Origin of the sequence: Sphingobium fluminis (assembly GCF_037723805.1) — a bacterium.
GTDB lineage: Bacteria > Pseudomonadota > Alphaproteobacteria > Sphingomonadales > Sphingomonadaceae > Sphingobium.
Window position 1 is genome coordinate 940,503 of sequence record NZ_JBBJUK010000001.1, and the last position, 26,010, is coordinate 966,512.

Consider the following 26,010-nt stretch of genomic DNA (forward strand, 5'->3'; position numbering starts at 1 on the left):
CATGAAACGCAGCCGCCTTTTCCTGCTGGCCGGGCTCGCCATAATGGCGCTCGCCTGCGCCCTGCTATGGCAGCGCCATCTTGGCGAAACCAGTGGCAGCGCGGCGCTGGCGCGGGGGGTGGGGGCGCTTCGCAAGGGTGACGCGCGCACGGCGCGGGTCGAACTGATGAACGCGATCAAGGCCGATCCCAAATCGGTCCGCGCGCGCACCACACAGGCGGAGGCACTCATCGATCTAGGCGACGGGGCCGGCGCTCAGGCAGCGATCGATCGGGCGCGCCAGCTTGGTGGCAGCGCAGCCGCGACCCGTCACCTGATGGCGCAGGCGCTGCTTTTACAGGGCGATAATGACGGTGCGCTTCGTGAAGCGGGTGCGAAGGACGTTCCGCCCGGTCAGGCCGCGCTGGTCGCGCGCGTAACCGGCCGCGCCCGGCTGGCGCGGGGCGAGACGGCGGCCGCCGCAGTCGCCTTCGAACGGGCGCTCAAGCTTGCGCCGGCCGATCCCGAAAACTGGGTCGATATCGGTCGCTATCGCATCGCCATCGGCGATCAGTCGGGCGCGATCGTGGCCGCCGACCGTGCGGTCACCCTTGCTCCCGGCAACGACAAGGCGCTGACCTTGCGCGCCGAACTGACGCGCAGCCAATATGGGTTGAACGCCGCCTTGCCTTGGTTCGAAAAGGCTGCCGCCGCCAACCGGGAGTCCGTTGCCACCCTGACCGAATATGCCGCGACGCTTGCCGACGCGGGTGAAGCGGCCCGGATGCTGAGCGTCACACGCCGCGTGCTGGCGCTCGATCCCGGCAATGCCCGTGCCTGGTTCATGCAGGCGGTTATGGCGGCGCGGGCCGGGAAAAGCGATCTTGCGCGGTCGCTGCTGGCCAGGACGAACGGCCGGCTGGATGGCGAGCCCGCCACGATGCTCCTTCGCGGCATATTGCATCTTGCCGGCGGCAATGCCGTGCTCGCCACCGACAATTTTGCGACGCTGCTGGCGGTGCAGCCCGACAACCGCACGGCGCGGACGCTGCTGGCGCGTGCCTATTACCAGACCGGGGACTTCGCCTCCGCCGCGACGACGCTTGCGCCGCTGGTCGCGCAGCGCGACGCCGATCCCTATGTGCTGACCCTCGCCGCGCGGACGCAGGAAGCGCTGGGCGACCGGACGATGGCGGACGATATGCTGGCGCGTGCCGCCTGGCCGGTACGCGCGGCCGCGGACCCTTTCGCGTCGCCCAATGACGCGGCTCTCGCGGAGCGGGGTCCGCCCGCGAATGCGGGTACGGCGCGCGACAATGTCCCCTATATTCGCGCTCTGCTGAGCGTCGGTCGCTCCGGCGAGGCTGTCGAGCGGGCGCGGATGTTGAGCCGGGCCAATCCGGGCGTGCCGGAGGCGTGGATCATATTGGGCGATGCCCTGGGTGCCGACAATGCGGCAGTGGAGTCCGTGCGTGCCTATGAGACCGCAGCCAATATCCGTTTCTCGCGCGAGGTGGCGTTGCGCCTGATATCGGCATGGCAGCGGGCCGGCGACCCGGCGCGCGCGGGGCAGGTGGTGCGCCTGTTCCTATCGCAGAACCCCGGCGATGTGGATGCGCAGCGGCTGGCCGGCACGGCCTATCTGGCGGCCGGGGACTGGCGCAATGCGAGGCGTATGCTGGAAGCGGTCCGGGCGCAGACAGGCGACAATGATGCGATGCTGATGACGGACCTGGCGCGAGCGGCGCTGGAGAGCGGCGATGACAGGCAGGCGCGGGCCTACGCTGCCTTCGCCTATCGCCTGATGCCCGGCAGCCCCATGACCGCCGACATTTATGGCTGGGCCCTGCTCAAATCCGGCGTCAGCGGACAAGCCGCTATCGACCTGCTCGAAAAGGCTACGATTCTGGCGCCGGGCCATCCCGTGCTGCAAATGCATCTGGGCCAGGCCTATGCCGCCGCCGGGCGCAAGGGCGAAGCGAAGCTGGCATTGGGTCGGGCAGTGGCGGTCAGGGGCTTCGCCGAGCGGCAGCAGGCGGTCGACGCACTCGCCGCGTTATAGCGTCAGCTTTCAGCCGTTCTGACGATCGACATCTTCGATGCGGATGCCCAGTCGCCGCATCTGCGCCGCGACGGGGGGCCACACGCTCCCGAAAAACCGGTCGCGTTCGGCCTCTCTCAACCGCCGGGTCGCGCCATCGGCAACGAACATGCCGACCCCGCGCCGCACCACCACCAGTCCGTCGTCCTGAAAACTCTGATAAGCCTTGGCCACGGTCAGCGGGTTCGCACCCTGCTGCGCGGCAAAGGCGCGGACCGATGGGAGAAGGTCGCCATCATGATAATCGCCATCCAATATGGAAGCAGCGATAATATCCCGCAGGCGAAGATAGACGGGTTTGGACTCATCGGTCATAGGTGCATGACTGCCATAATACAGCCATGCAGGTCAAGCGCGGGAACGCGGCGCAGGCCTCAGCCTTCCCATACGGAAATGAAGCTTTCGGGATCTGGCCGGGGCCGTTCCACCAGCTCGCGGCCGGGCGTGCCGATAAAGATAAACCCCGCGATCCGCGTGCCCGATGGGCCGAAGGCAGCACGCACGCTGTCATTATAGCTTGGCCAGCCGGTCAGCCATCCTCCGGCGAATTCCGATGCATGCGCGGCGTGCAGCAGGTTCATGATCGCCGCGCCGGCCGATAGTTCCTGTTCCCATAACGGGATATTGCGGCCGGCGACGGGTGCGGACAGGGCGACGACCAGGGCCGGGGCCTGATGCGCAAACTGGCGCAGACCCTCGATCTCGGCCCGGCCGGCATCGGGTTTTTCAACGCGATAGGCGGTTTCGATCAGCGCGGCGAGAGCATCGCGCTTGTCCGGCGGCACGATCACGAAGCGCCAGGGCGCGAGCTTGCCATGATCGGGCGTGCGGCCGGCGATCGCCAGCATCTGCCGCAATTGCGCTTCGTCGGGGCCGGGCGCGATCAGGTCGCGCGGCTTGCCCGACCGGCGGGTGGACAAAAGCGAGAGCGGGGTGGAGCGGTCGTTGAACATCGCGCCCAGATGCCGCGAAGGACGGCGCGACGCAAGGGCATGGCCGGCTTTTGACAGCGACAGCGGATCGGCTCTACTCTGGCCGGCCGCGCCCCGAAAGGCATCAACCAGATGGTGACCACCGACATGACTGACCCGCAGGACGGCCCGACCTGGATCGGCCATCCGCGCGGGCTGTTTTTGCTGTTCTTCGTCGAGATGTGGGAGCGCTTTTCCTTTTATGGCATGCGCGCGCTGCTGATCTTCTATCTGACCCAGCATTTCCTCTTTTCGGATCGCGAGGCGAGCTATTCCTACGGCGCGTACATGTCGCTCATCTATATCTCGCCGCTGATGGGCGGCTATCTGGCGGACCGCTATCTCGGGCAACGCAAGGCGGTGCTTTTCGGTGGCATCGTGATCGCCATCGGCCACCTCATCCTGGGGATAGAGGGCGACAGCGCCGCCGATCCGGCGGGCCTCGGCCTCTTCTGGCTCGGCCTGTCGACGGTGATCATCGGTACGGGCTTCCTCAAATCCAGCGTGTCCGCGCTCGTGGGCCAACTCTATCCGCGTGACGATATGCGCCGCGATCCGGCCTACACGATCTTTTACATGGGCATTAATGTGGGGGGCACGATCGGCCCGATCGTCTGCGGTTATCTCGGCCAGACCTGGGGCTGGCACTGGGGCTTCGGCGCGGCGTCGGTGGGCATGATCGCTGGCGTCATCGGCTTCGCTGTCTGCCGCCCATTGTTGAAGGGCGCGGGCGAGCCGCGCGATCCGGTAGCGCTGGCTCATCGCCTTGGCGGTCTCGTCAGCCGGGAATGGCTCGTCTACCTCTCCAGCCTCGCAACGATCGCGCTGTGCTGGCTGCTGATCCAGCATCACGCCATCGTCGGCTGGATGCTGGCGGCGGCAAGCGGCCTGATGATCGTCTACATCCTGTGGGAAGCCAGCCGCATGGAGCGGGTCGGGCGCGACCGGATGCTGGCGCTGTTGTTCCTGCTGGTCGTCAACCCGATCTTCTGGGGCCTGTACGAACAGACCGGATCGTCGCTGAGCCTGTTCACCGACCGCTATACCGACCGGCATATCTTCGGCCTGAATGTACCCGCTTCGGTCTTTCAGTCGATCAACGCCTTCTACATCCTGCTATTCGGGCCGGTGATGGCGGGATTGTGGATATGGCTCGCCCGGCGGGGTCGGGAACCGTCGACGCCCGCGAAATTCGGGATCGCCATCGCGCTTGTGGGCGCGGGCTTTCTCGTGCTGGTAGCGGGTGCGGGCGCATCGGCCGGGCTAACGCCGGTGTTCGTGATCTTCCTGCTCTATCTGTTTCATACGATCGGCGAGCTATGCCTGTCGCCGGTCGGCCTCTCGGCAACCAGCAAGCTGGCGCCTGCCCGGATGATCGGGCTGATGATGGGCACCTGGTTCCTGGCGATGGCGCTCGGCGAATATGCCGCCGGGCTTATCTCGGCCGCGACCGGGGGCGACAAGGGCGTCGCCTCGCGCGACGGTATGCTGGCGGTCTATGACAATATCGGCTGGTGGTCGGTCGGGATCGGCGTGGCGATCATGGCCGCCGCGCCCTGGATCAAACGGCTGATGCATGTCGATCAGACGGGCGATGACATATCATAAGCGGGTGGCTCCGCTTGTCTGCGCCTGAAACCAGGGCGTCATGCGCGCGATCGCGTCCTCCACCCTGTCGGTCGACACGGCAAAGCTGAAGCGGATGAAATGCCCTCCCTCGACCGGATCGAAATCGATCCCCGGCGCGGTCGCGACCCCGGTGTCGCGCAACAGCCGCTGGCAGAAGCCAAGGCTGTCGTCGGTCAGGTGGCCGACATCAGCATAGATATAGAACGCGCCATCGGGCGGGGCGATGCTGGCCAGCCCTAGCGCTGGCAGCGCGGCGAGCAGCAGCGCCCGGTTCCGCCTATAGGTCGCGACATGACCTTCAAGCTCTTCCCCGCAATCGAAGGCGGCGAGACCCGCATGCTGGGCGAGGGAAGGGGGCGTCAGGAACAGATTGCCCATCCGCGCGCGCGCCGCGCCGATCAGCTCCGTTGGCACGACCAGCCATCCGAGCCGCCATCCCGCCATGCTGAAATATTTCGAGAAGCTGTTGACGATGATCGCGTCGGACGCGAACTCCAGCATCGATCGGGCCGGCTCGCCATAGGACAGGCCGTGATAGATTTCGTCCGACACGATGCGGATGCCCCGGTCCGCGCAAACCCCCGCAATGGCGGCCAGTTCGTCAGGCGGAATGATCGTGCCGGTCGGATTGGCGGGGCTGGCGAGGATCAGGCCATCGGGCGCGACCTCCAGCCCTTCGAGCGCGGCGGCGCCGATCTGGTAGCGCTCCGCCGCACCGCAGGGGATCTCCATTGGCTCCAGATACAGCGCCTTCAACACATTGCGATAGGCGACATAGCCCGGCCGCGCCGTCGCCACGCGCGCGCCCGGCTCGAACAGGCTGGAAAGGCCGAGGACCAGCGCGGGGGAGGCGCCGCAGGTCAGGAATATACGTTCGGGATCGACGGTAACGCCATGTTGCTCTGCATAATGGACCGCGATCCGTTCCTTGAGCAGAGGGCTTTCCCAATAGCCCATCGGGTCATGGTCCAGCACATGATGCGCGGCGGCGATCGCGGCGGCGGGCGCGCCGGTCGATGGCTGGCCGAACTCCATATGCAGGATGGACCGGCCCTCGCTGGCGAGGCGATGCGCTTCCCGGCTGATGGCGATGGCGTGAAAGGGTTCGATATCGGCGATCATCCCATGTGCCTAGGATTTGCGCGGCATGGCTGCAACCATGGAGGAAAGGTTGCGTTGGGGATGGATGAACCAGACCATCCTCCAAACCCTGCAATATTATGGGGCCGCTGCGGCGACCATCGCCGCGCTTGTCGTCTCGCTGAACCTTGGCCGTCGCATCACCGGTTGGGCCTTCGTCATGTTCGTCACCTCCTCGATCGCGTTGATCGGATGGGGGTTCATGGCGGAAGATAGCGAGGGGATCGGCTGGCAGAATGTCGCTCTGCTGGTCATCAACGCGGTCGGGGTGTGGCGCTATCTGTTTTCGAAGCACAAACCGCGCGACTGAGCCGGTCCGGGGTCACGCGCTGATCCAGACTTCGACGGGCACGACATGCTGGCAGAGCGCAAGGCGGATCGGCCATCGTTCGATTGGGCCGTCTTCGCGGGCGCGGTCATAGACCGCTTTTTTCGTGTCGCCCGCGATCTGGAGGAAGATATGGCGACTCTGCAAGATGGCATGGCGGGTCAGCGACATTCGGCCATGGGGCGCGGCCGGCGGGGTGACGGCGATCGTCAGGGCGTCGCTTGAAAGGCCCTCTTCCAATTCCGCCGCTTGCGGAAAAAGCGAGGCCGTATGCCCGTCCTCGCCCATGCCGAGCAGGATGATATCGAGCGGCCACGGCAATGCGGCCAATGCGGCCTCGCAGGACGGCTGCCCCGCATAGGGATCGGCCGCGTCATTCTTCATCGGCACGAAGCGGGCCGATGAGCCTGCGCCTTGCAGGAGCGTGTCGCGGATCAGCCTCTCATTGCTGTCCTCATGGTCGGGCGCGACCCAGCGTTCGTCCACGAGCGTGACGATCAGCTCGCTCCAGTCGAGCGGGGCGCGCGACAGCGCCTCCAGCACCGGCCGTGGCGATCGTCCGCCCGAAAGCGCGATGCTCGCAACGCCGCGCGCTGCGATAGCCTCGTCAAGCATGGCTGCGATCCGCGTCGCAAGATCGCTGGCAGCAGCCTCGCTATCGGTGAAGCGATATTCGACCAACATATCAGGCGCTTTCGTCGGGCAGGGTACAAATGTCGACCCATTGCGCGCCGGTCAGCGCTGCAAGCCGGTCGGGCGTCAGTTCGACCGACGCCGTGCGCGATCCGGCGGCGGGGAACATGGTGTCGAACGCCTTGAGCGAGATGTCGCAATAGACGGGCAGGGGGCTGGCCAGTCCGAATGGACAGACGCCTCCGACCGGATGGCCGGTGATCGCCTCCACCTCCTCCGCACCCAGCATCCGCGGCTTGGCCCCCAGCGCCGCCTTGGCCTTGCCATTATGCAGGCGCGCATCGCCGCGCGCAACTATGAGGACGACCCGATCGCCGACCCGCAGCGACAGCGTCTTGGCGATCCGCGCCGGTTCGACGCCCAGCGCCTGCGCCGCCTCCTGCACGGTTGCGGTGCTCAACCCCTGATCGATGATCGCGATATCGGGCGCATGGTCGGCGAAAAAAGCACGGACGCTCGCTTCACTCATGCGTCGGCGCGTTCGCCGAGCTGGCGCTCCCATGCCAAAGCATGCCGGACGATGACATCGAGATCGGCGAAGCGCGGCTGCCAGGGAAAGGTTGCCAGGATCGCGCGATTGTCGGAAATCAGCGCCGCCGGGTCGCCGGGCCGGCGCGATGACAGGGTGCGCCTGACCGGATTATTCGTCACCCGATCCACCGCATCGAGCACTTCCAGCACGGAAAAGCCCCGCCCATAGCCGCAATTGAGCAGATGGTTGCGCTCGGGCTCCGCGATCAGCGCCTCCAGCGCCAGCACATGCGCGGCGGCAAGGTCGCTGACATGGATATAGTCGCGCACGCCGGTGCCGTCGGACGTGTCGAAATCGGTGCCGAACACCGCGACGCCCTCGCGCTTGCCCAGCGCCGCCTCGACCGCGACCTTGATGAGGTGGGTAGCGCCCGCCGTCGACTGGCCGGTGCGGCCCTCGGGGTCCGCGCCCGCGACGTTGAAATAACGCAGCGCGCAATAGTTCATCGGGTGCGCGGCCGCCACATCCCGCAGCATATATTCGGTCATCAGCTTGGACATGCCATAGGGGTTGATCGGCCGCTGCGGCGTATCCTCGCGCACGGCTTCCACGTCGGGCGTGCCATAGGTGGCGGCCGTCGAGGAAAAGATGAAATGCGGCACGCCAACCGCGATGGCGCTGTCGATCAGGTCACGGGTCTTGGCGCTGTTATTATGATAATATTTGAGCGGATTTTCGACCGATTCCGGCACGACCACCGATCCCGCGAAATGCATTATCGCCTTAATGCCGTGATCGCGCAGCACCGCCTGGACCAGTGGCTGGTCGGCGATATCGCCCTCGACGAACGGTACATCGTCGGGCACCGCCCAGCGAAAGCCGGTGACGAGATTGTCGATCACGACCACGCCATAGCCGGCGTCGCGCAGCGCCAGCACCGCATGGCTGCCGATATAGCCAGCGCCGCCCGTGACCAGAACCGAAGGCTTGTCGCTCATGAAATTGGTCTCCTGGATATGGTGAGGAGGCCTAGACGATGAGCGCTTCGATTCACAGCCTCTTCAAGCCGCCTTTCGAGCAGAAGCCGCAGGATAGAAAGTCGCTGCGCTCACTGCCATGTCGCGCAACTGATCGGTCGGTGCGAACCGCGCACCATATGTTGCCGCCAGCCGGTCCAGCACGGCGACGACCTGCGCGATCCCGACCGTATCCATATGGCTGAACGGCCCGCCAGTGTAAGGCGCAAAGCCCCAGCCGAAGATCGCCCCGATATCGCCATCCTCGGGCGTGTCGAGTACGCCTTCCTCGAAGCAGCGCGCGCATTCGATCAGTTGCCGATAGAGCAGCCGTTCCTTCACCGCCTCGACATCGGGCTGGTGGTCGGCACGGGGGAACAACTCGCCCAACCCCTCCCACAAATGCTTTTTGCCGGTCTCGGGATAGTCGTACCAGCCCTTGCCGTTTTTGCGGCCAAGACGGCCAAGATCGACCATCTTTTCCATGATGGCGTCAGACGCCTGCGCTACGAAGGCGTCGCCAAGTTCCTTGCGGGCCGCCAGCATGATCTTGTGGCCAAGTTCGATCGACACTTCATCGCTGACGGCGAGCGGCCCGGTCGGCATGCCAAGCTGCCTGCCCGCATTTTCGATCAGCGCAGGATTGATGCCTTCGCCGACCATTTCCGCGCCTTCCTGCACATAGGTGCCGAAGCTGCGCGAAGTGTAGAAGCCGCGGCTGTCATGCACGACGATCGGCGTCTTCTTGATCTGCGCTACGAAGTCGAGTGCCTTGGCAATGGCGGCAGGCCCGGTCCGCTCGCCCAGAATGATCTCGACCAGCGGCATTTTTTCGACCGGCGAAAAGAAATGGATGCCGATGAAATTGTCCGGCTTGCTCCACGCCTTCGCCAGACTGGTGATCGGCAGGGTCGAGGTGTTGGAGCCGAAGATGACGTCCGGCCCCAGCACGGCCTCAACCCGTTTCGTGACCTCCGCCTTGATCGCGACATCCTCGAACACCGCCTCGATCACGAAATCCGCGCCGACGAGATCGGCATAGTCCGCTGTCGGCGTCACGCGGGCCAGGGTTTGCGCGATCTTCTCCGCTGTCATCCCCTTGCCGAGGCGCTTGTTGAGCTGCGCCTCGACATGCGCCTTGCCCTTTTGCGCAAAAGCGATGTCGCGATCGAACAGCACGACCTCGATCCCCGCCTGCGCCGCGACCGTAGCAATGCCGGCGCCCATCATGCCCGCGCCCAGCATGGCGAGCTTCTTCGTCGGCGCCTTGGGCTGGTCCTTGGGCCGGCGCGCGCCGCGTTCGGCGGCGTTCTTGCTGACGAACAGGGTGCGGATCATGTTGCCGGACTGGGGATCGGCTGCGACCTTCGCGAAATATTTGCTCTCGACCCGGATCGCCCGGTCGATCGGCAACAGTGCTCCCTCATAGACGGCCGAGAGCAGCGCCTGGGGGGCGTTCATATTGCGCTGGGTGGTCTTGAGCGTCATCGGCACCGCCGCCGCCATCGTCTGCACGAAACCGGGGTTGAAACCGCCCGCGCCGCCGGGGAATTTGAAGCCCTTTTGATCCCATGGCTGCACGGCGGCGGTCGGATTGGCCTTGACCCATGCCCTCGCGGCGTCCAGCGCCATACCCTGCGGCACCACCTCGTCCACCACCTTGAGCATGGCGGCTTCGGCCGGGCGGAACAGCTTGCCCTGCAACATATACATGAGCGCCGCCTGCACCCCGATGAGGCGCGGCAGACGCTGCGACCCGCCGCCGCCAGGGAACAGGCCGATCAGGATTTCGGGCAGGCCAAGTTGGGTCCGGCTGCTGTCGCCTACGATCCGCCGATGGCAGGCGAGCGCCAGTTCGAACCCACCGCCGACACAGGTGCCCTCGATCGCGCAGGCGACCGGCTTGCCGCAAGTCTCCAGTCGCCGGAACAGCCGGTTCAGCACGAACAGATCGTCGAACAGCGCAGCGGGCGAGGGGTGCGGCCCGGCCTTCGCCAGCATCGCGCTGAAATATTTAAGGTCCATGCCGGCCATGAAGCCGCCGTCCTTGCCCGACGCGATCACTGCGCCCTTGATGGCCTCTTCCGACGCGATGCGCGTGATCGCCGCGTCCAGATCTGCCAGAAGTTCCGGGCCGATGACGTTCATCGACTGGCCGGGAACGTCGATGACGAGCGTCGCGATGCCGTCTGCGTCGATATCGAAGCGGATCGTGTCCATGCTATTTTCTCCCTGATCCGCTCAGATACGTTCGATGATCGTGCCCGTGCCCATGCCCGCGCCGACGCATAGATTGATGAGCGCCGTGCCCTTGCCCGATCGTTCGAGCTCGTCGAGCGCGGTGCCCAGAACCATCGCGCCGGTCGCGCCCAAGGGATGGCCCATGGCGATCGCGCCGCCATTGACGTTGATCCGGTCGTGATCGAGCTTCATCGCCTGCATATAGCGCAGCACGACGCTGGCAAAGGCTTCGTTGAGTTCCCACAGGTCGATGTCGGCCACGTTCATGCCGGCCCGACTGAGCAATTTGCCCGCGACGAATTCCGGACCCGTCAGCATGATCATCGGCTCCGACCCGATCGAGGCCATAGCCCTGATCCGCGCGCGCGGCTTGAGGCCGTATTTCTCGCCGATCGCCTTGCTTCCGACCAGCACCGCCGCCGCGCCATCGACGATGCCTGAACTGTTGCCGGCATGATGGACATGGTTGACCCGCTCCAGTTCAGGATAGCGGAGCAGGGCGACGGTATCGAAACCCGGCATCTCCTCGCCCAGCGCCGCGAAGCTCGGTTTCAGCGCGCCCAACGACTGCATCGTCGCGTCCGGGCGCATATGTTCGTCATGGTCTAGCACGACCTGCCCGATCACATCGCGAACCGGGACGATGGAGCGGGCAAAGCGCCCCTCGTCCCACGCCGCCTTGGCGCGCCGCTGGCTTTCGATGGCATAGGCATCGACATCGTCGCGACTGATGCCGAATTTTGTGGCGATCACGTCGGCACCGATCCCCTGCGGGGCGAAATAGGTTTTGTAAGCGACCGCCGGGTCCATCGCCCATGCCCCGCCATCGGACGCCATCGGCACGCGGCTCATCGATTCGACGCCGCCGCCGATCGCAAAAAGCGCCTCGCCCGATATCACTTTGGCGGCGGCGATGTTCACGGCTTCAAGGCCCGACGCGCAGAAGCGATTGACCTGCACCCCCGGCGTCGTCACCGCATAATCGGCGTTCAGCGCCGCCACCCGCGCAATGTCCGCGCCCTGCTCGCCGACGGGGCTGACGCAGCCCAGGATCACGTCATCCACATCGGTCGTGTCGATCCCCGTGCGGTCGCGCACCGCTTCCAGTACCTGAGTCGCCAACTGGATCGGCGTGATTTCATGCAGCGCGCCGTCGGCCTTGCCCCGGCCTCGCGGCGTTCTGACGGCGTCATATATATAGGCTTCCATCGATCATCCCTCTCCGTCAGTCGCGACGATGCGCGCTCCGGGCACGGACAGATGTATTTACGTTTACGTAAAGTGCAAGGCAAAACGCCAGCGCCAATGCACTCGATGATGGCCGATGGGCGGGTTTTTAGAAATTGGTGCCGGCGTACCCTACGTCTTGGCGGCAAGAGGATGAAACATGACGGAAGGGACGGCTCACAACTTTGCTCTCGACCGCAATATCCACCCTTTTGCACCGCGTGCTGAGGCGAGATTCCCTACAGGGCACGAACGCTGCGATCGACTCAAGGCTGGGTGGCGTCGAATAAGGTTTCATGTTCTTCCAATATGAAGACTGCGCGTTTGTCACGTTCCAGAAACTGCGCTTCATCCTCAATGATGATGTCATAAGCAGGCGTCATCACCTCGATCATCCTGTCGAAATGAGCCTGGTCATGAAACCATAATTCCATAGCAACGTCATATTCCTGCTCAGCACCTTCTTCGGAAGCTCCAATAGGATCGGTCATGGGCTGAAGATATTTTCTCACATATTTAAGTGGCGCGAAATCGCCCTTGGCAAATAGCTCCGCGCCGAGGACAGAATGTCTGTTTTCGTAATAGTCGATAAATTCGCGCATTGTCGTGCCGGTCTTGCGCTTCAAAAGCCACATCACTTTCAGCATCTTGATCTCCTCACGCCTGGCACCGACCGCCACGCTATGCGCTGTGATGGTAGCCCGGCATTTTGATCGTAGCGTTACCCGATTATGTGTTCAACGCCGGTGCGCCTGCGTATCCTGGCATCCTCGCTCCGGCCGGCCCGTTTGCTGCCGGCATGTGCTGCATGACCGCAAGCCTCGTTTGACGGATCAGCCCAATTCCGCTTCATGCATCGAGTGTCCGAGGCCGAGTCCCAAGAAGCGCGGTCGCCGCTCTCCATCCCGATCTTTCGCGCGATCTGGTTTGCCAGTCTGGCGTCGAATTTCGGCGGCCTTATCCAGTCGGTCGGGGCGGCGTGGATGATGACATTCCTGTCCAGTTCGCCGCAACTGGTGGCGCTGGTGCCGGCGTCGACGACGCTGCCGATCATGCTGCTGTCGCTTTGGGCGGGCGCGGTCGCCGACAATGCGGACCGGCGCAAGGTGATGCTCGCCTGCCAGATGTTCATGCTGGTGGTGTCGACATTATTGGCGTTCTGCGCATGGGAACAGCTGCTGACCCCATGGACGCTGCTTGGTTTCACCTTCCTGATCGGTTGCGCGACCGCGATTAACGGCCCCGCCTGGCAGGCATCGGTGGGTGATATGGTGCCGCGGGCTGCCTTACCGAGCGCCGTCGCCATCAACAGCATGGGTTTCAACCTCGCGCGCAGCGTCGGCCCGGCCTTGGGCGGCGTGATCATCGCCGCGGCGGGGGTGGCATCGGCGTTTCTGGTCAACGCGGTCAGCTATCTGGGCCTCGTCCTCGTTCTCGCGCGCTGGCGACCCGGTCGACCGCCGCAACTCCTGCCCCGCGAGCGGCTGGGCGTCGCGATGAGCGCTGGCGTCCGCTACGTCGCGATGTCGCCCAATATCCGGCTCGTCCTGATTCGCGGTGCGGCCTTCGGCTTGGGGGCAAGCGCTGTTTCGGCGCTGATGCCCCTGGTCGCGCGCGACGTTCTGGGCGGTGGCGCGCTGACTTTCGGCTTGCTGAGCGGGGCGTTCGGCATCGGCGCCGTCATGGGCGCGCTGTCGACGGGGTGGCTGCGAGCGCGCTTCTCGATCGAGACGATGGTGCGGGGGGCCGTCGTCGCGCTGGCGGTCGGAACGGCGATGACCGCGGCAAGCCACTGGACAGCGCTGGCGATGCTGGGCCTGCTGCTGGCCGGCGGCGGATGGGTGGTGGCGCTTTCGACCTTCAATGTCTCGGTCCAGATGTCCGCGCCGCGATGGGTGCTGGCCCGTGCCGTCGCGCTGTACCAGATGACGGCTTTCGGGGGCATGGCGGTGGGCGCCTGGCTGTTCGGCGCGCTGGCCGAAAATCATGGCGTCGTTGCCGCGCTCTACCTTGCGGCCGGCGCGCAACTGGCGGCCGGGCTGATCGGCTTTTTTCGGGCCTTGCCCCAACTGGGGCAGGATAATCTCGATCCGAACGATCGCTGGACCGAACCGGAAACGGCGGTCGCGGTAGAGGCTCGCAGCGGGCCGGTGGTGGTGACGATCGAATATCGCATCCCTGCCGGGTCGATCGTTCCCTTTCTGACGGCGATGAGCGAACGGCGTCGCATCCGGCGGCGGGATGGCGCGCATGGCTGGTCGTTGCTTCGCGATCTGGGAGATCCTGAGCTGTGGCTGGAACGCTATCATGTCTCGACCTGGCTGGATTATGTGCGGCACAACCAGCGGCGCACCGTGGCCGACATCGCCAATAGCGAGGCGATCCGCGCCCTGCACCTAGGCCCCGATGCGCCGGTCGTACACCGGATGATCGAACGTCAGACCGGGTCTTTGCCCGCGACCAGAGCGCCCGATGTCCGTGAAATGGGCGACCCGATGACGGACCCGACCCGGTCGAGCTGAGCTCTACCCGTCCGGGGTCGGGGGACGCCAGCCGGGCAGGTCGTCCGGCGAATCGATATCGTGCAGCACCGCGCCACTGGTCTCGATCTGGATGCCATGGCTTAGCAGGGCGCGCGCGCCCTGATCGCCGCGCAACGCCAGCAGCTCGGGAAAATGCTTGCGTCCGATGAATGCGGGCGGGGAGGCGGAAAAACCGTCCGTGCTCGCCACCACCGACCGGATATCCTCGGCGGCGAGGCAGATGCGCGTATAATGGGTCTGCGGCACATCGGGCATGTCGGCGAGGCAGATGAGGATGCCCCGGCATTTGCGCAGCGGCATCACATGTTCAACCGCGTGCACGATGCTGCCCGAAATGCCCTGTTCCGGCTGATCGTTGACCAGGATCGTATAGCCGCGCCGTTCCAGCTTGCGGTGGATGACCGGCGCATCCGCAATCGGGCGCACCACTGCCACCAGTTCGGCAAAGCGCAGGGACGCCACCGTTTCCAGCGCATGGGCGACGATGGATTTCCCGCGCCACTCCGCCATCAGCTTGTCAGCTTCGCCAAAGCGGGTGGACAAGCCGGCGGCGAGCAGCACGGCGGCGATCCGGTCAGTGCGCATGAAAGTTCAGTAAAATCATTGGATGAGCGGACCCGGCAAACCCCGGATTTGCCACCCCGGCGATCTTCTGTCCAGCGTGCGGGAAAACTCTGGCCATCGCTTACCCTAATCGCCATATGCTTGCCCCACAACTAGGAGCGTCCCTGTCCATGGCTTTTGACCCCGATGCGGAATCGTCGAGCAACGGATCGAAATTGCCGGTCCCGACCGAGGTGGCGGACGCGATCCGCACCCTGATCCGCTGGTCGGGCGACGATCCGGCGCGGGAGGGCCTGTTCGAAACGCCCGAGCGGGTCGCGCGCGCGTGGAAAGAATATTGTCAGGGCTATGCCGACGATCCCGCCTATCATCTGTCGCGGATTTTCCATGAAGTCGGCGGCTATGACGATATCGTGCTGCTGAAGGATATTCCGTTTCAGTCGCATTGCGAACATCATATGGCCCCCATCGTGGGCAGGGCGCATATCGCCTATCTGCCCGGCAAATATGTCGTCGGCATCTCCAAGCTCGCCCGCGTCCTGCACGCCTTCGCCCATCGGCTCCAGGTGCAGGAGCGACTGACATCGGAAGTCGCCAACTGCATCTGGGAGAATTTGAAGCCCCAGGGCGTGGCAGTGGTGATCGAGGCGACCCATGGCTGCATGACCGGGCGGGGGGTGCGCACCCCCAATGTCATCATGAAGACCAGCCGGATGCTGGGCGTGTTCCGGGACGATCAGAAAAGCCGCGAAGAAGTGTTGCAGCTCATCCAGGCATGACAGAAGGCGAAACGCCCTATCGGCCGCTTGGCCACCCTCAGGCCCAGCCACGGTACACAGCCGCCCTGCCGCTGCTGCATAAGCGGCTCGCGCTCGTCACTGGCGGCCATCGGCGACTGGGCGGGGTGATCGCGGGCGCGCTTGCCCGCGCCGGCTTTTCGCTGGCGCTGCATGGCAGCCACGATACCCGTCTCGACAGCCATCTCGCCCTGACGCTGGAAGACATGGCGACGGAATGGGAAGGGTTCGTCGTCGATTTCACCGACCCCGAAGCGGCCGAGGAACTGATCGCGAAAGTCGCCGCGCATTTCGGCCGCCCGCCGGACCTGCTGGTGAACAGCGCCGCCCTGTTCGGGCAGGATCGGCTGGACGATGTGACGGCGGACGACCTGATGCGCCATTATGCCGTCAACTGCGCCGCGCCGACGCTCCTGAGCAAGGTATTTGCCGCCGCGCCGGCGGGGACGGGGGATCGCTGCATCGTCAACATCCTCGACCAGCGGATCGATCATCCGCATGAGGATCAACTTGCCTATACGCTGTCCAAGCTGGCGCTCGCGGGCCTGACCCGGCTCACCGCCAGCACGCTCGCCCCCAGGGTACGGGTCAACGCCGTCGCCCCCGGACTGACCATTGCAACGCCTGATTATGACGAAGCGCAGATGGAGCGGCTGACGCAGATGATGCCGCTGGCTCGCTTGCCCCAATCCGACCAGATCGCCGAGGCCGTCCTTTATCTTGCCAACGCGACCGCCACGACCGGCCAGACGATCTATGTCGACGGTGGCGCCCATATGCGCGCCTATCGACGCGATTTCATGCACATAGGCCGTTGACGAGCGATTATCGACGTCCTGGTGTCAGCTCTGAAAGCCCGCCGTTGCGAAAGCTGATCGACGCGGGGGTTCCGGCTCGTTAAGGGAGTTGGGACGTCACAGGAGCGGTCGCATTTCGCCCATGCAGCATAAACCCAAGCGGAGCCGGGCGGTGGCCCTGCCGAACAACCAGTTTCGAATCCGCGCGACCGAATATCTCGACTTCCTGGCCGCCTGGCTGAAGAAGCCGCGCCAGACCGCGTCCGTCGTCCCCAGCAGCCGCCATCTGGCTCGACTGATGGTCGCGCATATCGACCCCGCCGATGGCCGGGTGCTGGAACTGGGCGGGGGCACGGGCGTGTTTACCCGTGCCATCCTGCAAACCGGCCTGCCGCCCGAAAAGCTGGAAGTGGTCGAGATCAATCCGGCCTTCGCGCGCGGCCTGCGTCGCCATTTTCCCGCCATCTCCATCCTCGAAACGCCTGCGCAGATCGTTTCGACGGCGACGGCGGGCGCGCCGGGCGATTATCAGACGGTCGTGAGCGGCCTGCCCCTGCTCGCGATGGACCGGCATGTGCATATGGACATATTGTCGGAAGCGTTTCGCATACTGGCGCCGGGGGGCAGCTTCATCCAGTTCACCTACTCGATGCGGCCTCCCGTCAGCCGCGAAGTGCTGGACGCGCTCGACCTGTCGGTTGAACGCTGCGGCCAGACGGTGCGCAATTTTCCGCCCGCCACGGTCTTTCGTTTTTTCCGCCGGGTTCACTGACGCCGGTTGTGTCCGGGCATCGCCGCCCTATCTCTGCCCCATACAAAGGGGGCAAATCGGGCATGGCGCCGATCATCACGATTTCCGGACTTACCAAGACATATGCATCGGGCTTCAAGGCGATCAAGGGCATCGACCTCCAGATCGAGGAGGGCGAGATTTTTGCGCTGCTCGGACCCAATGGGGCGGGCAAAACGACGATGATCTCGATCATCTGCGGCAATGTGCGCCCGGGGGGCGGGACGGTGACGGTCGCGGGCCATGATATCGTCCGCGATTATCGCAAGGCGCGCTCGACCATCGGCCTGGTGCCCCAGGAATTGTCCACCGACCAGTTCGAGCGGGTCATCGATACTGTGCGGTTTAGCCGTGGCCTGTTCGGCAAGCCCCGCAACGACGCGCATATCGAACGGGTGCTGCGCGACCTGTCGCTATGGGACAAGCGCAACAGCCGCATCCTGGAGCTGTCGGGCGGTATGAAGCGGCGGGTGATGATCGCCAAGGCGCTGAGCCACGAGCCGCGCGTGCTGTTTCTGGACGAGCCGACGGCCGGCGTCGACGTCGAACTGCGGCGCGACATGTGGACCCTGATCGGCGATTTGCGCAGAACCGGCGTCACCATCATCCTGACGACCCATTATATCGAAGAAGCCGAGGAAATGGCCGATCGCGTGGGCGTGATCACCGGCGGCGAATTGATTCTGGTCGAGGAAAAAGCCGCGCTGATGCAGAAGCTGGGCAAGAAAACGCTTTCGGTCGTCCTGGCCGAACCGCTGGCCGCGCTTCCGGTCGGACTGACCGAATGGGCGGTGACGCTCGGGGAGGACGGCCGCGAGATCGACTATAGTTTCGACACTCGCGCCGCGCATACAGGCGTGGCGTCGTTGCTGCGTCGTCTGGGTGAGCTTGGGATCGGCTACAAGGATCTCAACACGCGGCAAAGCAGCCTGGAGGATATTTTCGTGAGCCTGGTTCATCGGGAAAAGGGCGCATGAGCGGCTTCAACATTCGCGCGATCGCATCGATCTACGGGTTCGAACTGCACCGGTTCCGCCGCACATGGCTGACCGGGCTGCTGGTGCCGGTCATCACCACCTCGCTCTATTTCGTGGTGTTCGGCGGGGCGATCGGATCGCGGATGACGCAGGTCGACGGCATTCCCTACGCCGCCTTCATCGTACCCGGCCTCATCATGCTGTCGATGTTCACCGAAAGCATCTTCAACGCCAGTTTCGGCATTTTCATGCCCAAATTCACCGGCACGATCTACGAACTCCTGTCCGCGCCGGTCTCCGCGACCGAGACGATCATCGCCTATGTCGGGGCAGCGGCGACCAAGGCGCTGATCATCGGATCGATCATCTTCGCGACGGCGCATCTGTTCGTGGATCTGCCCATCGCGCATCCGTTCGCGATGGCGGGCTTCATGATTCTCATTGCAATCAGCTTCTGCCTGTTCGGCTTCATTCTGGGCATCTGGGCGGAAAGTTTCGAACAGTTGCAAGTCATCCCGATGCTGATCATCATGCCGATGACCTTTCTGGGCGGCGCTTTCTATTCGATCCACATGCTGCCCGAACCATGGCGGACGATCACCCTGTTCAATCCGATCGTCTATCTGATCTCGGGCTTTCGCTGGACCTTTTTTGGCCGCAGCGATGTCGGTATCGGTTTCAGCCTGCTGTTCATGCTAGGGATGCTGGCGGTTTGTATAACCATCATCACGTGGATGTTCAGGACAGGGTATCGATTGAAGAAATAACCGCCAGCGTCAGGCGGCGGCGCTCTGCGGATCGACCGCGAACAGCGTCACGCCCTTATATTTCGCGTCGTCGGCATCGAACAGTCCGCCCATATAGTCGAAATGCTCGTCGATCACGCTGATATCGCTGAGACCCGCCAGTTTGAAAACGCCGAGCTTGAGTTCGCGCGGCGGTCGCCCCTCCCGCTCCATCGTAACGGCGTCGATGAACATTTCATCATGGCGCGTATAGAGGATGTGCGGCGCCAGTTTCACGACCAGCTTATTATAGGTCGCGATCAGGCATTTCTGGAGCGCTATCGCTTCGAAAATATTCGTCGGGGCTTGCATGACGCTCCCAGTTCATAACGATCCGAGCGATAAATTCAATAATTTTGTGCATCGCACCATGGTTTTACCAGGGCGATCGTCGTGTTAAAATCGCGCCCTGGCGGAGCCTGAGATCAAGCCAAGCCTGTCGCGAATGGACCAGCGCGCGACCAGCAGTACCGCCACGACGCCAAGGCCACTGGCGAGACCGACCCAGATGCCCAGTCCCCCAAGCCCCAGCGGAAAGGCAAGGATCGCCCCGACGCCGATGCCGATCACCCAATAGCCGAAAAGCGCGAATATCATCGGCATCCGTATATCTTGAACGCCACGTAAAGCCCCCGCACCAACGGCCTGCGCAGCGTCGACCAGTTGGAAAAGCGCGGCGATGCCAAGGAAGCTGACGGCAAGCCTGACAGTATTGTGGTTCGCGGGGTCGGACAGGTCTAGAAACACCGAGACCAGAGCACGGGGTGCGGCGATCAGGACGCTTGCCGTCACGCACGCAAAGCCCGTGCCGACCGCCAGCGCCATCCATCCGGCGCGACCTACGCCCTGCCGATCGCCCCGGCCATGGGCGAGGCCGACCCGAACCGTCGCGGCCTGCCCGATGCCCATCGGGACCATGAAGACGAGCGCGGCGATCTGGATAGCGACGGCGTGCGCCGCCAGCGAGTCGCGATCGATGAGTCCCATCAGGAAAGCCGAGGCGTTGAAAACGCTGGTTTCGAACCCCAGCATGATCGCGATCGGCAGCCCGAGCGCCCAGACGGCGCGCTGCCGCTGACGGTCGGAGGCCCAGAAGCGGCCCATCAGCCGGTAACGGCGAAAGCGCCGGTCGATCAGAACGACCGCGAGCAGGGCGAGAAATAGGAAGGTGGAGGAAAAGCTGCTGGCGATTCCGGCACCGCGCAGGCCAAGCGCAGGCATGCCGAGCCGACCGAAGATGAGCGCCCATCCCGCCAGCAGGTTGAGCGGAATGGCGCACAGCATGACGATGAGGCCCCAGAGCGGCCGCTCCAGGGCGGACGTGAAATTGCGCAAGGTGGTGAAACCGAGGAAGGGAAGCAGCGCCCATTGCAGGCCGCGCATCAGCCCGCCGGCTTCCCGGGCCAGTTCGTGATCCTGCCCGAAGACGATCAGTATCTGCTCACTATGCCACAGGATGATCCAGGCGGGCACCGCGAAGATCGTGGCTGCGCGCAAGGTCTGATGAACGGTACGCCGCACATCGCGCACCGAATGACGCCGCCGTCCGCGTTCTTGCGCGATGAGGGGCGACGCGGCGGTGACGAGGCCCATCCCGAAGATCAGCAGCGCATTGAACAGATTGATCGCGAGCGCGCCCGCCGCCACGCTTTCAGCTCCAAGCCGCCCGATCAGCAGCAGGTCGGTCGCGGCGATCCCGGCCCAGGCAATATTGCCGGCGATGATCGGCAAGGCGAGCGCGAGCAACGACCGCGCCTCGACGCGCCAGAGGGAAGGGGGGCGATGCATGCCGACTGATGATCTCGCGCGCTTGTCTAACGGATCATGCTTAAGCGGGATGAGCCGCCCGATTCTTTTTCGGCAGGACATGTACAGCGGCCACGATGACCGCGCCGATCACCAACCCGATTATCCCCGAACCGATGGCGCCAACCAGCCACTCCACGACCGGTCCGGCGGCGGGCAGGGCCTGCGCTGCACCTTCGGCGAAATGATGAATCGTTCCGGGTATCGCATCCCAATGAAATTCATGCAGGCCATGGACGATCAGCCCGCCACCGACCCACAGCATCGCGGCCGTGCCGACCACGCTCAATATCTTCATGAGTAGCGGCATCGCCTTGACGAGTCCGCGACCGATCATCCGCTCGATGGCCGAAGATCTTTTGGCGAGATGCAGGCCGATATCGTCCATCTTCACGATGAAGCCCACGACGCCATAGACGCCCGCCGTGATCAGTATCGCAACCACCACAAGGATGATCGCCTGTTCCCACAATGGCTCGGTAGCGACCGTGCCGAGCGCGATCGCCATGATCTCGCCGGACAGGATGAAGTCCGTGCGGATCGCGCCGCCGACCTTCTGGTCTTCCAGTTCCTGTACACTGAGCGTCGCCGCCGCATCGTCGGCCTCATCATGGCCGCCATGGATCGCCTCGACCAGCTTTTCCGTGGCCTCGAAACACAGAAAAGCGCCGCCGAGCATCAGCAGGGGCGGCAGCAGCCATGGTGCCAGCGCGCTCAGCGCCAATGCGGCAGGCAGCAGGAACAGCAATTTGTTTCGAAGCGAGCCCTTGGCGATTTTCCAGATGATCGGCAGTTCGCGTTCGGGCGACAGGCCCATCACATAATTGGGCGTGACGGCCGTGTCGTCGATGACGACCCCAGCCGCCTTCGACCCCGCCTTGCCCGCCGCCGCGGCGACATCATCGAGCGACGCGGCCGCCATCTTGGCGATGCCGGCGACATCGTCCAGCAGCGCAATCAGTCCTGACGGCATGAGTTTCCCTGTTCCCCTGTGAAGCGGCCGATGATCGGCCTCCCTCCCGCCGCTTCATAGTGGTGCGGCCGGGGAGGGGCAATGGAGTGGGCGACGATCAGGAAACGCCGCGAAAATTGCCCGGCGGATCGCTGGCGGGAAAGGATTCGTCGGCCTGCTCGTCGACCAGATCCCAATCCCCGGGCTCGATGCCCTGCTGTTCGGCGGGTCCCGCGTCGCGCACGATGCCCGACGACCCGGCCGGCCCGCGATCGTCGGTCGCAGGACGCGCGGTCCAACCCTGCCAGTTCTTCCAGACCACCGCGCCGAGGCCGGTCAGGAAGGCGAGCTTCAGCAACCCTTTCACGAACATTCTCCTTCAATCCTTGACGTGAATCCAGCCGGCGCGGCTGCCGGTGTCGGCGTTGTCCGGCAATTGCATCTCGCCCTCTTCGTCGAAGCCGCGCACGCCTTGCGCATCGCCGGAGGATGTCGGAGCTATCTCCCATCGTTCGCGCAACGCCGCGTCGATCATCGCACGCCAGTTCCCATCGTCCCCGGCCTCGCGCATGGCGGCATCCGGCTCCTTCATGATGGCGATGATATTGGCCGCGTCTTCGACCTTGGCCTGCCAGTGATCGGGCTCGCCCGCGGCAAGATGGCGCGCGAGGCGTTCGATCAGGGAGCGTTGTTCCATAGGTCTGGAACGTCCTGCGCGCGGCTCTGTTCCTCGGGATCGTAACGCCATCGCAGCGATGTGAACCCCGGTCCCGCTCGCGCATTGTCGCCCATGCGGCGGACGATCGGGAGACAGGCGATGCCCCAGGGCGACAAGAGCAGCTATACCGGCAAGCAAAAGCGCAAGGCCGACCATATCGAGCAAGGCTATGAAGACCGTGGCGTGCCGGAAAAAGAGGCCGAGCGCCGCGCCTGGGCGACGGTCAACAAGGAATCGGGCGGCGGCAACAAATCCGGGTCTGGCCGGGGCAAGCCTGATACCCATGTATCTGCGAGCAAAGGCAGAGGCAAAAGCGCTACGCGATCGGCGACGGATCGTTCCGCTGCGGCAAAAAAGGGGTGGGAAACCCGGCGCAAACGCTCCGGCTGACCCGACGGGAGAACACACCCGCATACAAAAAAGCCGCCCGGCAAGGGGCGGCTTTTCTTTTGTCCCGGTCGAAAGCCTCAGGCTTCCTCGGTCGATTCTTCCTGCGCGTCCGTGGCGATTTCGCCCGGTTCGGCATTGGGATCATAATCCTCGGTGAAGCCGCTCTCGTCCTTTTCGAACAGATCGGCCATCACGTCGACGCCCTGCGCCTGAAGATCGGCTTCTTCCGGCGAACGCGCGACGTTCACCTGGATCGTCACGGTGACTTCAGGGTGCAGCGCGACCTTGACGTCGAACAGGCCGAGCGTCTTGATCGGCCGTTCCAGCACGACCATCGCCTTGTTGACGTTGGTCTTGCCGTCGGCGTGCAGCGCTTCGATAATGTCGCGGACCGCGACCGAGCCATAGAGTGCGCCGGCGTTGGACGACTGACGGATCAGCACGACCTGCGTGCCGTTGACGCCATCGGCAGCCTTTTGCGCGTCCGAGCGGCGAGCAGCATTGTCCGACTCGATCTTGGCGCGGTTGGCCTCGAACACCTTTTTATTGGCGTTGTTGGACCGAAGCGCCTTGCGGTTGGGCAACAGGAAGTTACGGGCATAGCCGTCCTTCACGGTGACGATGTCGCCGATGGCGCCCAGCTTCTCGATGCGTTCGAGCAGAATGATTTCCATGTGCGCTACTCCCTTACTTCACGATGTAGGGCAGCAGGCCCAGATGACGGGCGCGCTTGATGGCCTGGGCCAGTTCGCGCTGCTTCTTGGCGGAAACGGCCGTGATTCGGCTGGGGACGATCTTGCCGCGCTCGGACACGAAGCCCTGGAGCAGACGAACGTCCTTATAGTCGATCTTCGGCGCATCCTTGGCGGCGAAGGGGCAGCTTTTGCGGCGGCGGAAAAATGGGCGTGCCATGATTGTATCTCCTTACTCGCCAGCGGTTTCGTCACGGCGCGGGCCGCGATCGCCACGATCGCCGCCGCGGTCACCACGGTCGCCACGATCTTCGCGCGGGCCACGGGGGCCTCGGTCGCCGCGATCGCCACGTTCCGAACGCTCCTGCTTGCGCATCATGACCGACTGGCCGGCTTCCAGCTCATCGACCTTGACGGTCATATAGCGGATGACGTCTTCGTTGATCTGGGTCTGGCGCTCCAGCTCGGCGATCACGCCACCGGGCGCGTCGATGTTGAGCATCACATAATGCGCCTTGCGGTTCTTGGCGATCTTGTAAGCGAGGCTGCGCAGGCCCCAGGTCTCGACCTTGGTAACCTTGCCCTTATTGTCTTCGACGATCTTGGTGGCGGTTTCCGCCAGAGCGTCCACCTGCGCCTGTGCCAGATCCTGGCGCGCAAGGAACACATGCTCGTAAAGAGCCATGTTTATGCCTTCTCTGTTGGCCGATCGCTGACGAGCGCCCCATGCGCTGCGTCCCTCCGGCTGTCGTTTATGCAGTCAATCACGCGAGACCTGAGCGAACCCGGTCCCGAACGAAGCGGCGCCTATGACCGAAAAGAGGGGGGAAGGCAAGCGTGTCTTCAATCGCCCGTTCGTCCTGAGTAGCCACAGAGCTTGTCGAAGTGGCGTATCGAAGGATAGGATTCGCGCCGACCCTTCGATACGGGTCTTCGACTTCGCTCAGCCCCTACTCAGGGCGAACGGATATTAGGATGGGGGGATTGGAATGGCCGTCGCGATTGCCGCACTTTCGTTGATCCTCCTTATGATCGCGGCCTATCGCGGGATGAGCGTGATCCTGATGGCGCCGCTGCTGGCGATGCTCGCCGTCCTGTTGACCGACCCTTCGGCTGTGCCCGCCGCCTTTTCCGGCCTGTTCATGGACAAGGCCGCGAGTTTCCTGAAGCTTTATTTCCCCGTCTTTCTGCTCGGGGCGCTATTCGGCAAGCTGGTGGAAATTTCCGGCTTTTCCCGCGCGATCGTGACGGCGGTGATCGGCTTCGTCGGCCCGAAACGGGCGATCCCGGCGATCATGTTCGTGACGGCTTTGCTCACCTATGGCGGCGTGTCGGTGTTCGTCGCGGTGTTCGCCGTCTATCCGTTCGCCGCCGAGATGTTCCGCCGGGCCGATATCCCCAAGCGGCTCGTGCCCGCGACCATCGGCCTTGGCGCGATCACCTTCACCATGGACGCGCTGCCCGGCACGCCGCAGATCCAGAACATCATTCCGACGAGCTTCTTCGGCACGACAACCTGGGCCGCGCCGATATTGGGGACGATCGGATCGATCTTCATCGCGACGGCGGGGCTCGCCTATCTCAACTGGCGACGGCGCGTGATGCGCGCGACGGGAGAGGGCTATGGCGCGCCTGAGACGCTGGTCAACGAACCGGAGCCGGGGGAGGAAGGGGCTAAGCGCGCGCATCCGCTGGTGGCGCTGCTGCCACTGATCGTGGTGGGGGTCGCCAATCTGTGCCTCACCCTGCTGATCCCCCGATGGGTGACGGGCGATGACGTCATCCTCTCACTGGTCGGCATGGCCGAGCCGGTGACGCTCAAGGTCGCCCAGATGTCGGCGCTGTGGGCGGTGGAAGGCGCGCTGCTGCTTGGGATCGCGACCATATTGTCGTTCGCTTGGGGCCCCGTGGCGCGACGCTTTGCCGAAGGATCGCGCGCGGCGGTCGGCGGCGCGCTGCTCGCGGGCATGAACACGGCGGTCGAATATGGCTTCGGCGCGGTGATCGCGGCGCTGCCCGGCTTTCTGGTGGTGAAGGAAGCGCTGAAGTCCGTGCCCGATCCGCTGGTGAACGAGGCGATCACGGTCACCTCGCTCGCCGGCATCACCGGATCGGCCTCGGGCGGCCTGTCGATCGCGCTCGCCGCCATGGCCGAGCAGTTCTCCGCAGCCGGCGCGGTGGCCGGCATTCCGCCCGAAGTTCTGCATCGCGTCGCGTCGATGGCGAGCGGAGGCATGGACAGCCTGCCGCATAATGGCGCGGTCATCACCCTGCTGGCGGTGACCGGCCTCACCCATCGCCAGGCCTATAAGGATATTTTCGCGCTGACCCTGATCAAGACCTTCACCGTATTCCTGGTGATCGCGGTCTATTATCTGACCGGGCTGGTGTAGCGCGCCGCG

General features: G+C 64.3%; 29 protein-coding genes. 11 read left to right on the top strand and 18 right to left on the bottom strand.

The window, feature by feature from the left end; translation table 11 throughout:
• Position 1 precedes the first annotated feature (1 nt).
• A complete protein-coding gene (locus tag WG907_RS04845) occupies positions 2-2,041 on the top strand; it encodes a tetratricopeptide repeat protein (protein ID WP_340231496.1) in 2,040 nt (679 codons plus the stop codon).
• Between the two features lie 9 nt (positions 2,042-2,050).
• On the opposite strand, the gene WG907_RS04850 is transcribed toward WG907_RS04845, so the two are convergent.
• On the bottom strand, positions 2,051-2,395 hold the full coding sequence (locus WG907_RS04850; RefSeq protein ID WP_340231497.1) for a GntR family transcriptional regulator: 345 nt from the start codon (positions 2,393-2,395) through the stop codon (positions 2,051-2,053).
• A 59-nt stretch (positions 2,396-2,454) separates the two neighbouring features.
• A complete protein-coding gene (locus WG907_RS04855; RefSeq protein WP_340231839.1) occupies positions 2,455-3,033 on the bottom strand; it encodes a nitroreductase family protein in 579 nt (192 codons plus the stop codon).
• 126 nt (positions 3,034-3,159) lie between these two features.
• Here WG907_RS04855 and WG907_RS04860 point away from each other — a divergent pair, with 126 nt between their 5' ends.
• The gene (locus WG907_RS04860) at positions 3,160-4,659 is read left to right on the top strand and encodes a peptide MFS transporter (RefSeq protein ID WP_340231498.1); all 1,500 of its coding nucleotides are present in this window, start codon (positions 3,160-3,162) and stop codon (positions 4,657-4,659) included.
• Here WG907_RS04860 and WG907_RS04865 read toward each other — a convergent pair.
• On the bottom strand, positions 4,654-5,802 hold the full coding sequence (locus tag WG907_RS04865; RefSeq protein WP_340231499.1) for an aminotransferase class I/II-fold pyridoxal phosphate-dependent enzyme: 1,149 nt from the start codon (positions 5,800-5,802) through the stop codon (positions 4,654-4,656). The two genes, WG907_RS04860 and WG907_RS04865, sit on opposite strands and share 6 nt — an antisense overlap.
• Positions 5,803-5,866: 64 nt before the next feature.
• Between WG907_RS04865 and WG907_RS04870 the strand changes: the two genes are divergently transcribed.
• Complete coding sequence (locus WG907_RS04870) at positions 5,867-6,130, top strand: hypothetical protein (RefSeq protein ID WP_340231840.1); 264 nt, start codon at positions 5,867-5,869, stop codon at positions 6,128-6,130.
• 12 nt (positions 6,131-6,142) lie between these two features.
• Here the strand turns inward: WG907_RS04870 and pgl are convergent, their stop codons facing one another.
• The 6 genes from pgl to WG907_RS04900 form a co-directional block, all read right to left on the bottom strand.
• The gene (pgl, locus tag WG907_RS04875) at positions 6,143-6,832 is read right to left on the bottom strand and encodes a 6-phosphogluconolactonase (RefSeq protein ID WP_340231500.1); all 690 of its coding nucleotides are present in this window, start codon (positions 6,830-6,832) and stop codon (positions 6,143-6,145) included.
• A gap of 1 nt (position 6,833) precedes the next feature.
• On the bottom strand, positions 6,834-7,310 hold the full coding sequence (locus WG907_RS04880) for a YbaK/EbsC family protein (RefSeq protein WP_340231501.1): 477 nt from the start codon (positions 7,308-7,310) through the stop codon (positions 6,834-6,836).
• Complete coding sequence (gene galE / locus WG907_RS04885; protein ID WP_340231503.1) at positions 7,307-8,311, bottom strand: UDP-glucose 4-epimerase GalE; 1,005 nt, start codon at positions 8,309-8,311, stop codon at positions 7,307-7,309. Before galE ends, WG907_RS04880 begins: the two co-directional genes overlap by 4 nt.
• A gap of 63 nt (positions 8,312-8,374) precedes the next feature.
• Entirely contained in the window at positions 8,375-10,549 is a 2,175-nt protein-coding gene (locus WG907_RS04890; RefSeq protein WP_340231505.1) for a 3-hydroxyacyl-CoA dehydrogenase NAD-binding domain-containing protein, read from the bottom strand.
• A 21-nt stretch (positions 10,550-10,570) separates the two neighbouring features.
• Positions 10,571-11,779 carry an acetyl-CoA C-acetyltransferase gene (locus WG907_RS04895; RefSeq protein ID WP_340231506.1) on the bottom strand — a complete coding sequence of 403 codons (1,209 nt, stop codon included), beginning with the start codon at positions 11,777-11,779 and terminating at the stop codon, positions 10,571-10,573.
• Positions 11,780-12,063: 284 nt separating this feature from the next.
• Complete coding sequence (locus tag WG907_RS04900; RefSeq protein ID WP_340231507.1) at positions 12,064-12,477, bottom strand: EthD domain-containing protein; 414 nt, start codon at positions 12,475-12,477, stop codon at positions 12,064-12,066.
• 171 nt (positions 12,478-12,648) lie between these two features.
• On the opposite strand from WG907_RS04900, the gene WG907_RS04905 reads away from it, so the two are divergent.
• Entirely contained in the window at positions 12,649-14,319 is a 1,671-nt protein-coding gene (locus tag WG907_RS04905) for an MFS transporter (RefSeq protein WP_340231509.1), read from the top strand.
• Between the two features lie 3 nt (positions 14,320-14,322).
• On the opposite strand, the gene WG907_RS04910 is transcribed toward WG907_RS04905, so the two are convergent.
• Entirely contained in the window at positions 14,323-14,925 is a 603-nt protein-coding gene (locus WG907_RS04910; RefSeq protein WP_340231511.1) for a nucleotidyltransferase family protein, read from the bottom strand.
• Positions 14,926-15,074: 149 nt separating this feature from the next.
• Here WG907_RS04910 and folE point away from each other — a divergent pair, with 149 nt between their 5' ends.
• The 5 genes from folE (at position 15,075) to WG907_RS04935 (ending at position 19,032) form a co-directional block, all read left to right on the top strand.
• Positions 15,075-15,683, top strand: a complete 609-nt coding sequence (gene folE / locus WG907_RS04915; RefSeq protein ID WP_340231512.1) for a GTP cyclohydrolase I FolE — start codon at positions 15,075-15,077, stop codon at positions 15,681-15,683.
• The gene (locus WG907_RS04920) at positions 15,680-16,519 is read left to right on the top strand and encodes an SDR family oxidoreductase (RefSeq protein ID WP_340231513.1); all 840 of its coding nucleotides are present in this window, start codon (positions 15,680-15,682) and stop codon (positions 16,517-16,519) included. The genes folE and WG907_RS04920 overlap by 4 nt, the downstream gene beginning before the upstream one ends.
• Before the next feature lie 121 nt (positions 16,520-16,640).
• The gene (locus tag WG907_RS04925) at positions 16,641-17,270 is read left to right on the top strand and encodes a class I SAM-dependent methyltransferase (RefSeq protein WP_340231515.1); all 630 of its coding nucleotides are present in this window, start codon (positions 16,641-16,643) and stop codon (positions 17,268-17,270) included.
• 62 nt (positions 17,271-17,332) lie between these two features.
• Positions 17,333-18,265: an ABC transporter ATP-binding protein gene (locus tag WG907_RS04930; protein WP_340231517.1), complete on the top strand. Its 933-nt coding sequence runs from the start codon at positions 17,333-17,335 to the stop codon at positions 18,263-18,265.
• Positions 18,262-19,032 carry an ABC transporter permease gene (locus tag WG907_RS04935; RefSeq protein ID WP_340231518.1) on the top strand — a complete coding sequence of 257 codons (771 nt, stop codon included), beginning with the start codon at positions 18,262-18,264 and terminating at the stop codon, positions 19,030-19,032. Before WG907_RS04930 ends, WG907_RS04935 begins: the two co-directional genes overlap by 4 nt.
• A 9-nt stretch (positions 19,033-19,041) precedes the next feature.
• On the opposite strand, the gene WG907_RS04940 is transcribed toward WG907_RS04935, so the two are convergent.
• The 5 genes from WG907_RS04940 to WG907_RS04960 form a co-directional block, all read right to left on the bottom strand.
• Positions 19,042-19,362, bottom strand: coding sequence for a hypothetical protein (locus tag WG907_RS04940; RefSeq protein WP_340231520.1), 321 nt, complete (start codon positions 19,360-19,362; stop codon positions 19,042-19,044).
• A gap of 84 nt (positions 19,363-19,446) precedes the next feature.
• Entirely contained in the window at positions 19,447-20,838 is a 1,392-nt protein-coding gene (locus WG907_RS04945; RefSeq protein WP_340231522.1) for an MATE family efflux transporter, read from the bottom strand.
• Between the two features lie 40 nt (positions 20,839-20,878).
• A complete protein-coding gene (locus WG907_RS04950; RefSeq protein WP_340231523.1) occupies positions 20,879-21,829 on the bottom strand; it encodes a DUF808 domain-containing protein in 951 nt (316 codons plus the stop codon).
• 97 nt (positions 21,830-21,926) lie between these two features.
• Positions 21,927-22,175 (bottom strand): hypothetical protein, encoded by a 249-nt coding sequence (locus WG907_RS04955; protein WP_340231524.1) that lies wholly within the window; start codon positions 22,173-22,175, stop codon positions 21,927-21,929.
• Positions 22,176-22,187: 12 nt separating this feature from the next.
• On the bottom strand, positions 22,188-22,505 hold the full coding sequence (locus WG907_RS04960) for a hypothetical protein (protein WP_340231525.1): 318 nt from the start codon (positions 22,503-22,505) through the stop codon (positions 22,188-22,190).
• A 120-nt stretch (positions 22,506-22,625) separates the two neighbouring features.
• On the opposite strand from WG907_RS04960, the gene WG907_RS04965 reads away from it, so the two are divergent.
• Positions 22,626-22,916: a plasmid stabilization protein gene (locus tag WG907_RS04965; RefSeq protein ID WP_340231526.1), complete on the top strand. Its 291-nt coding sequence runs from the start codon at positions 22,626-22,628 to the stop codon at positions 22,914-22,916.
• 77 nt (positions 22,917-22,993) lie between these two features.
• On the opposite strand, the gene rplI is transcribed toward WG907_RS04965, so the two are convergent.
• Genes rplI through rpsF form a run of 3 tightly spaced genes read right to left on the bottom strand, consistent with a single transcriptional unit; the run spans position 22,994 to position 24,293 of the window.
• Positions 22,994-23,590 (bottom strand): 50S ribosomal protein L9, encoded by a 597-nt coding sequence (rplI, locus tag WG907_RS04970; RefSeq protein WP_340231527.1) that lies wholly within the window; start codon positions 23,588-23,590, stop codon positions 22,994-22,996.
• 13 nt (positions 23,591-23,603) lie between these two features.
• Positions 23,604-23,828 (bottom strand): 30S ribosomal protein S18, encoded by a 225-nt coding sequence (gene rpsR / locus WG907_RS04975; RefSeq protein WP_004212076.1) that lies wholly within the window; start codon positions 23,826-23,828, stop codon positions 23,604-23,606.
• Positions 23,829-23,840: 12 nt separating this feature from the next.
• Positions 23,841-24,293 (bottom strand): 30S ribosomal protein S6, encoded by a 453-nt coding sequence (rpsF, locus tag WG907_RS04980; RefSeq protein ID WP_340231528.1) that lies wholly within the window; start codon positions 24,291-24,293, stop codon positions 23,841-23,843.
• Positions 24,294-24,597: 304 nt separating this feature from the next.
• Between rpsF and WG907_RS04985 the strand changes: the two genes are divergently transcribed.
• Positions 24,598-26,001 (top strand): GntP family permease, encoded by a 1,404-nt coding sequence (locus tag WG907_RS04985; RefSeq protein WP_340231529.1) that lies wholly within the window; start codon positions 24,598-24,600, stop codon positions 25,999-26,001.
• Positions 26,002-26,010 lie beyond the last annotated feature (9 nt).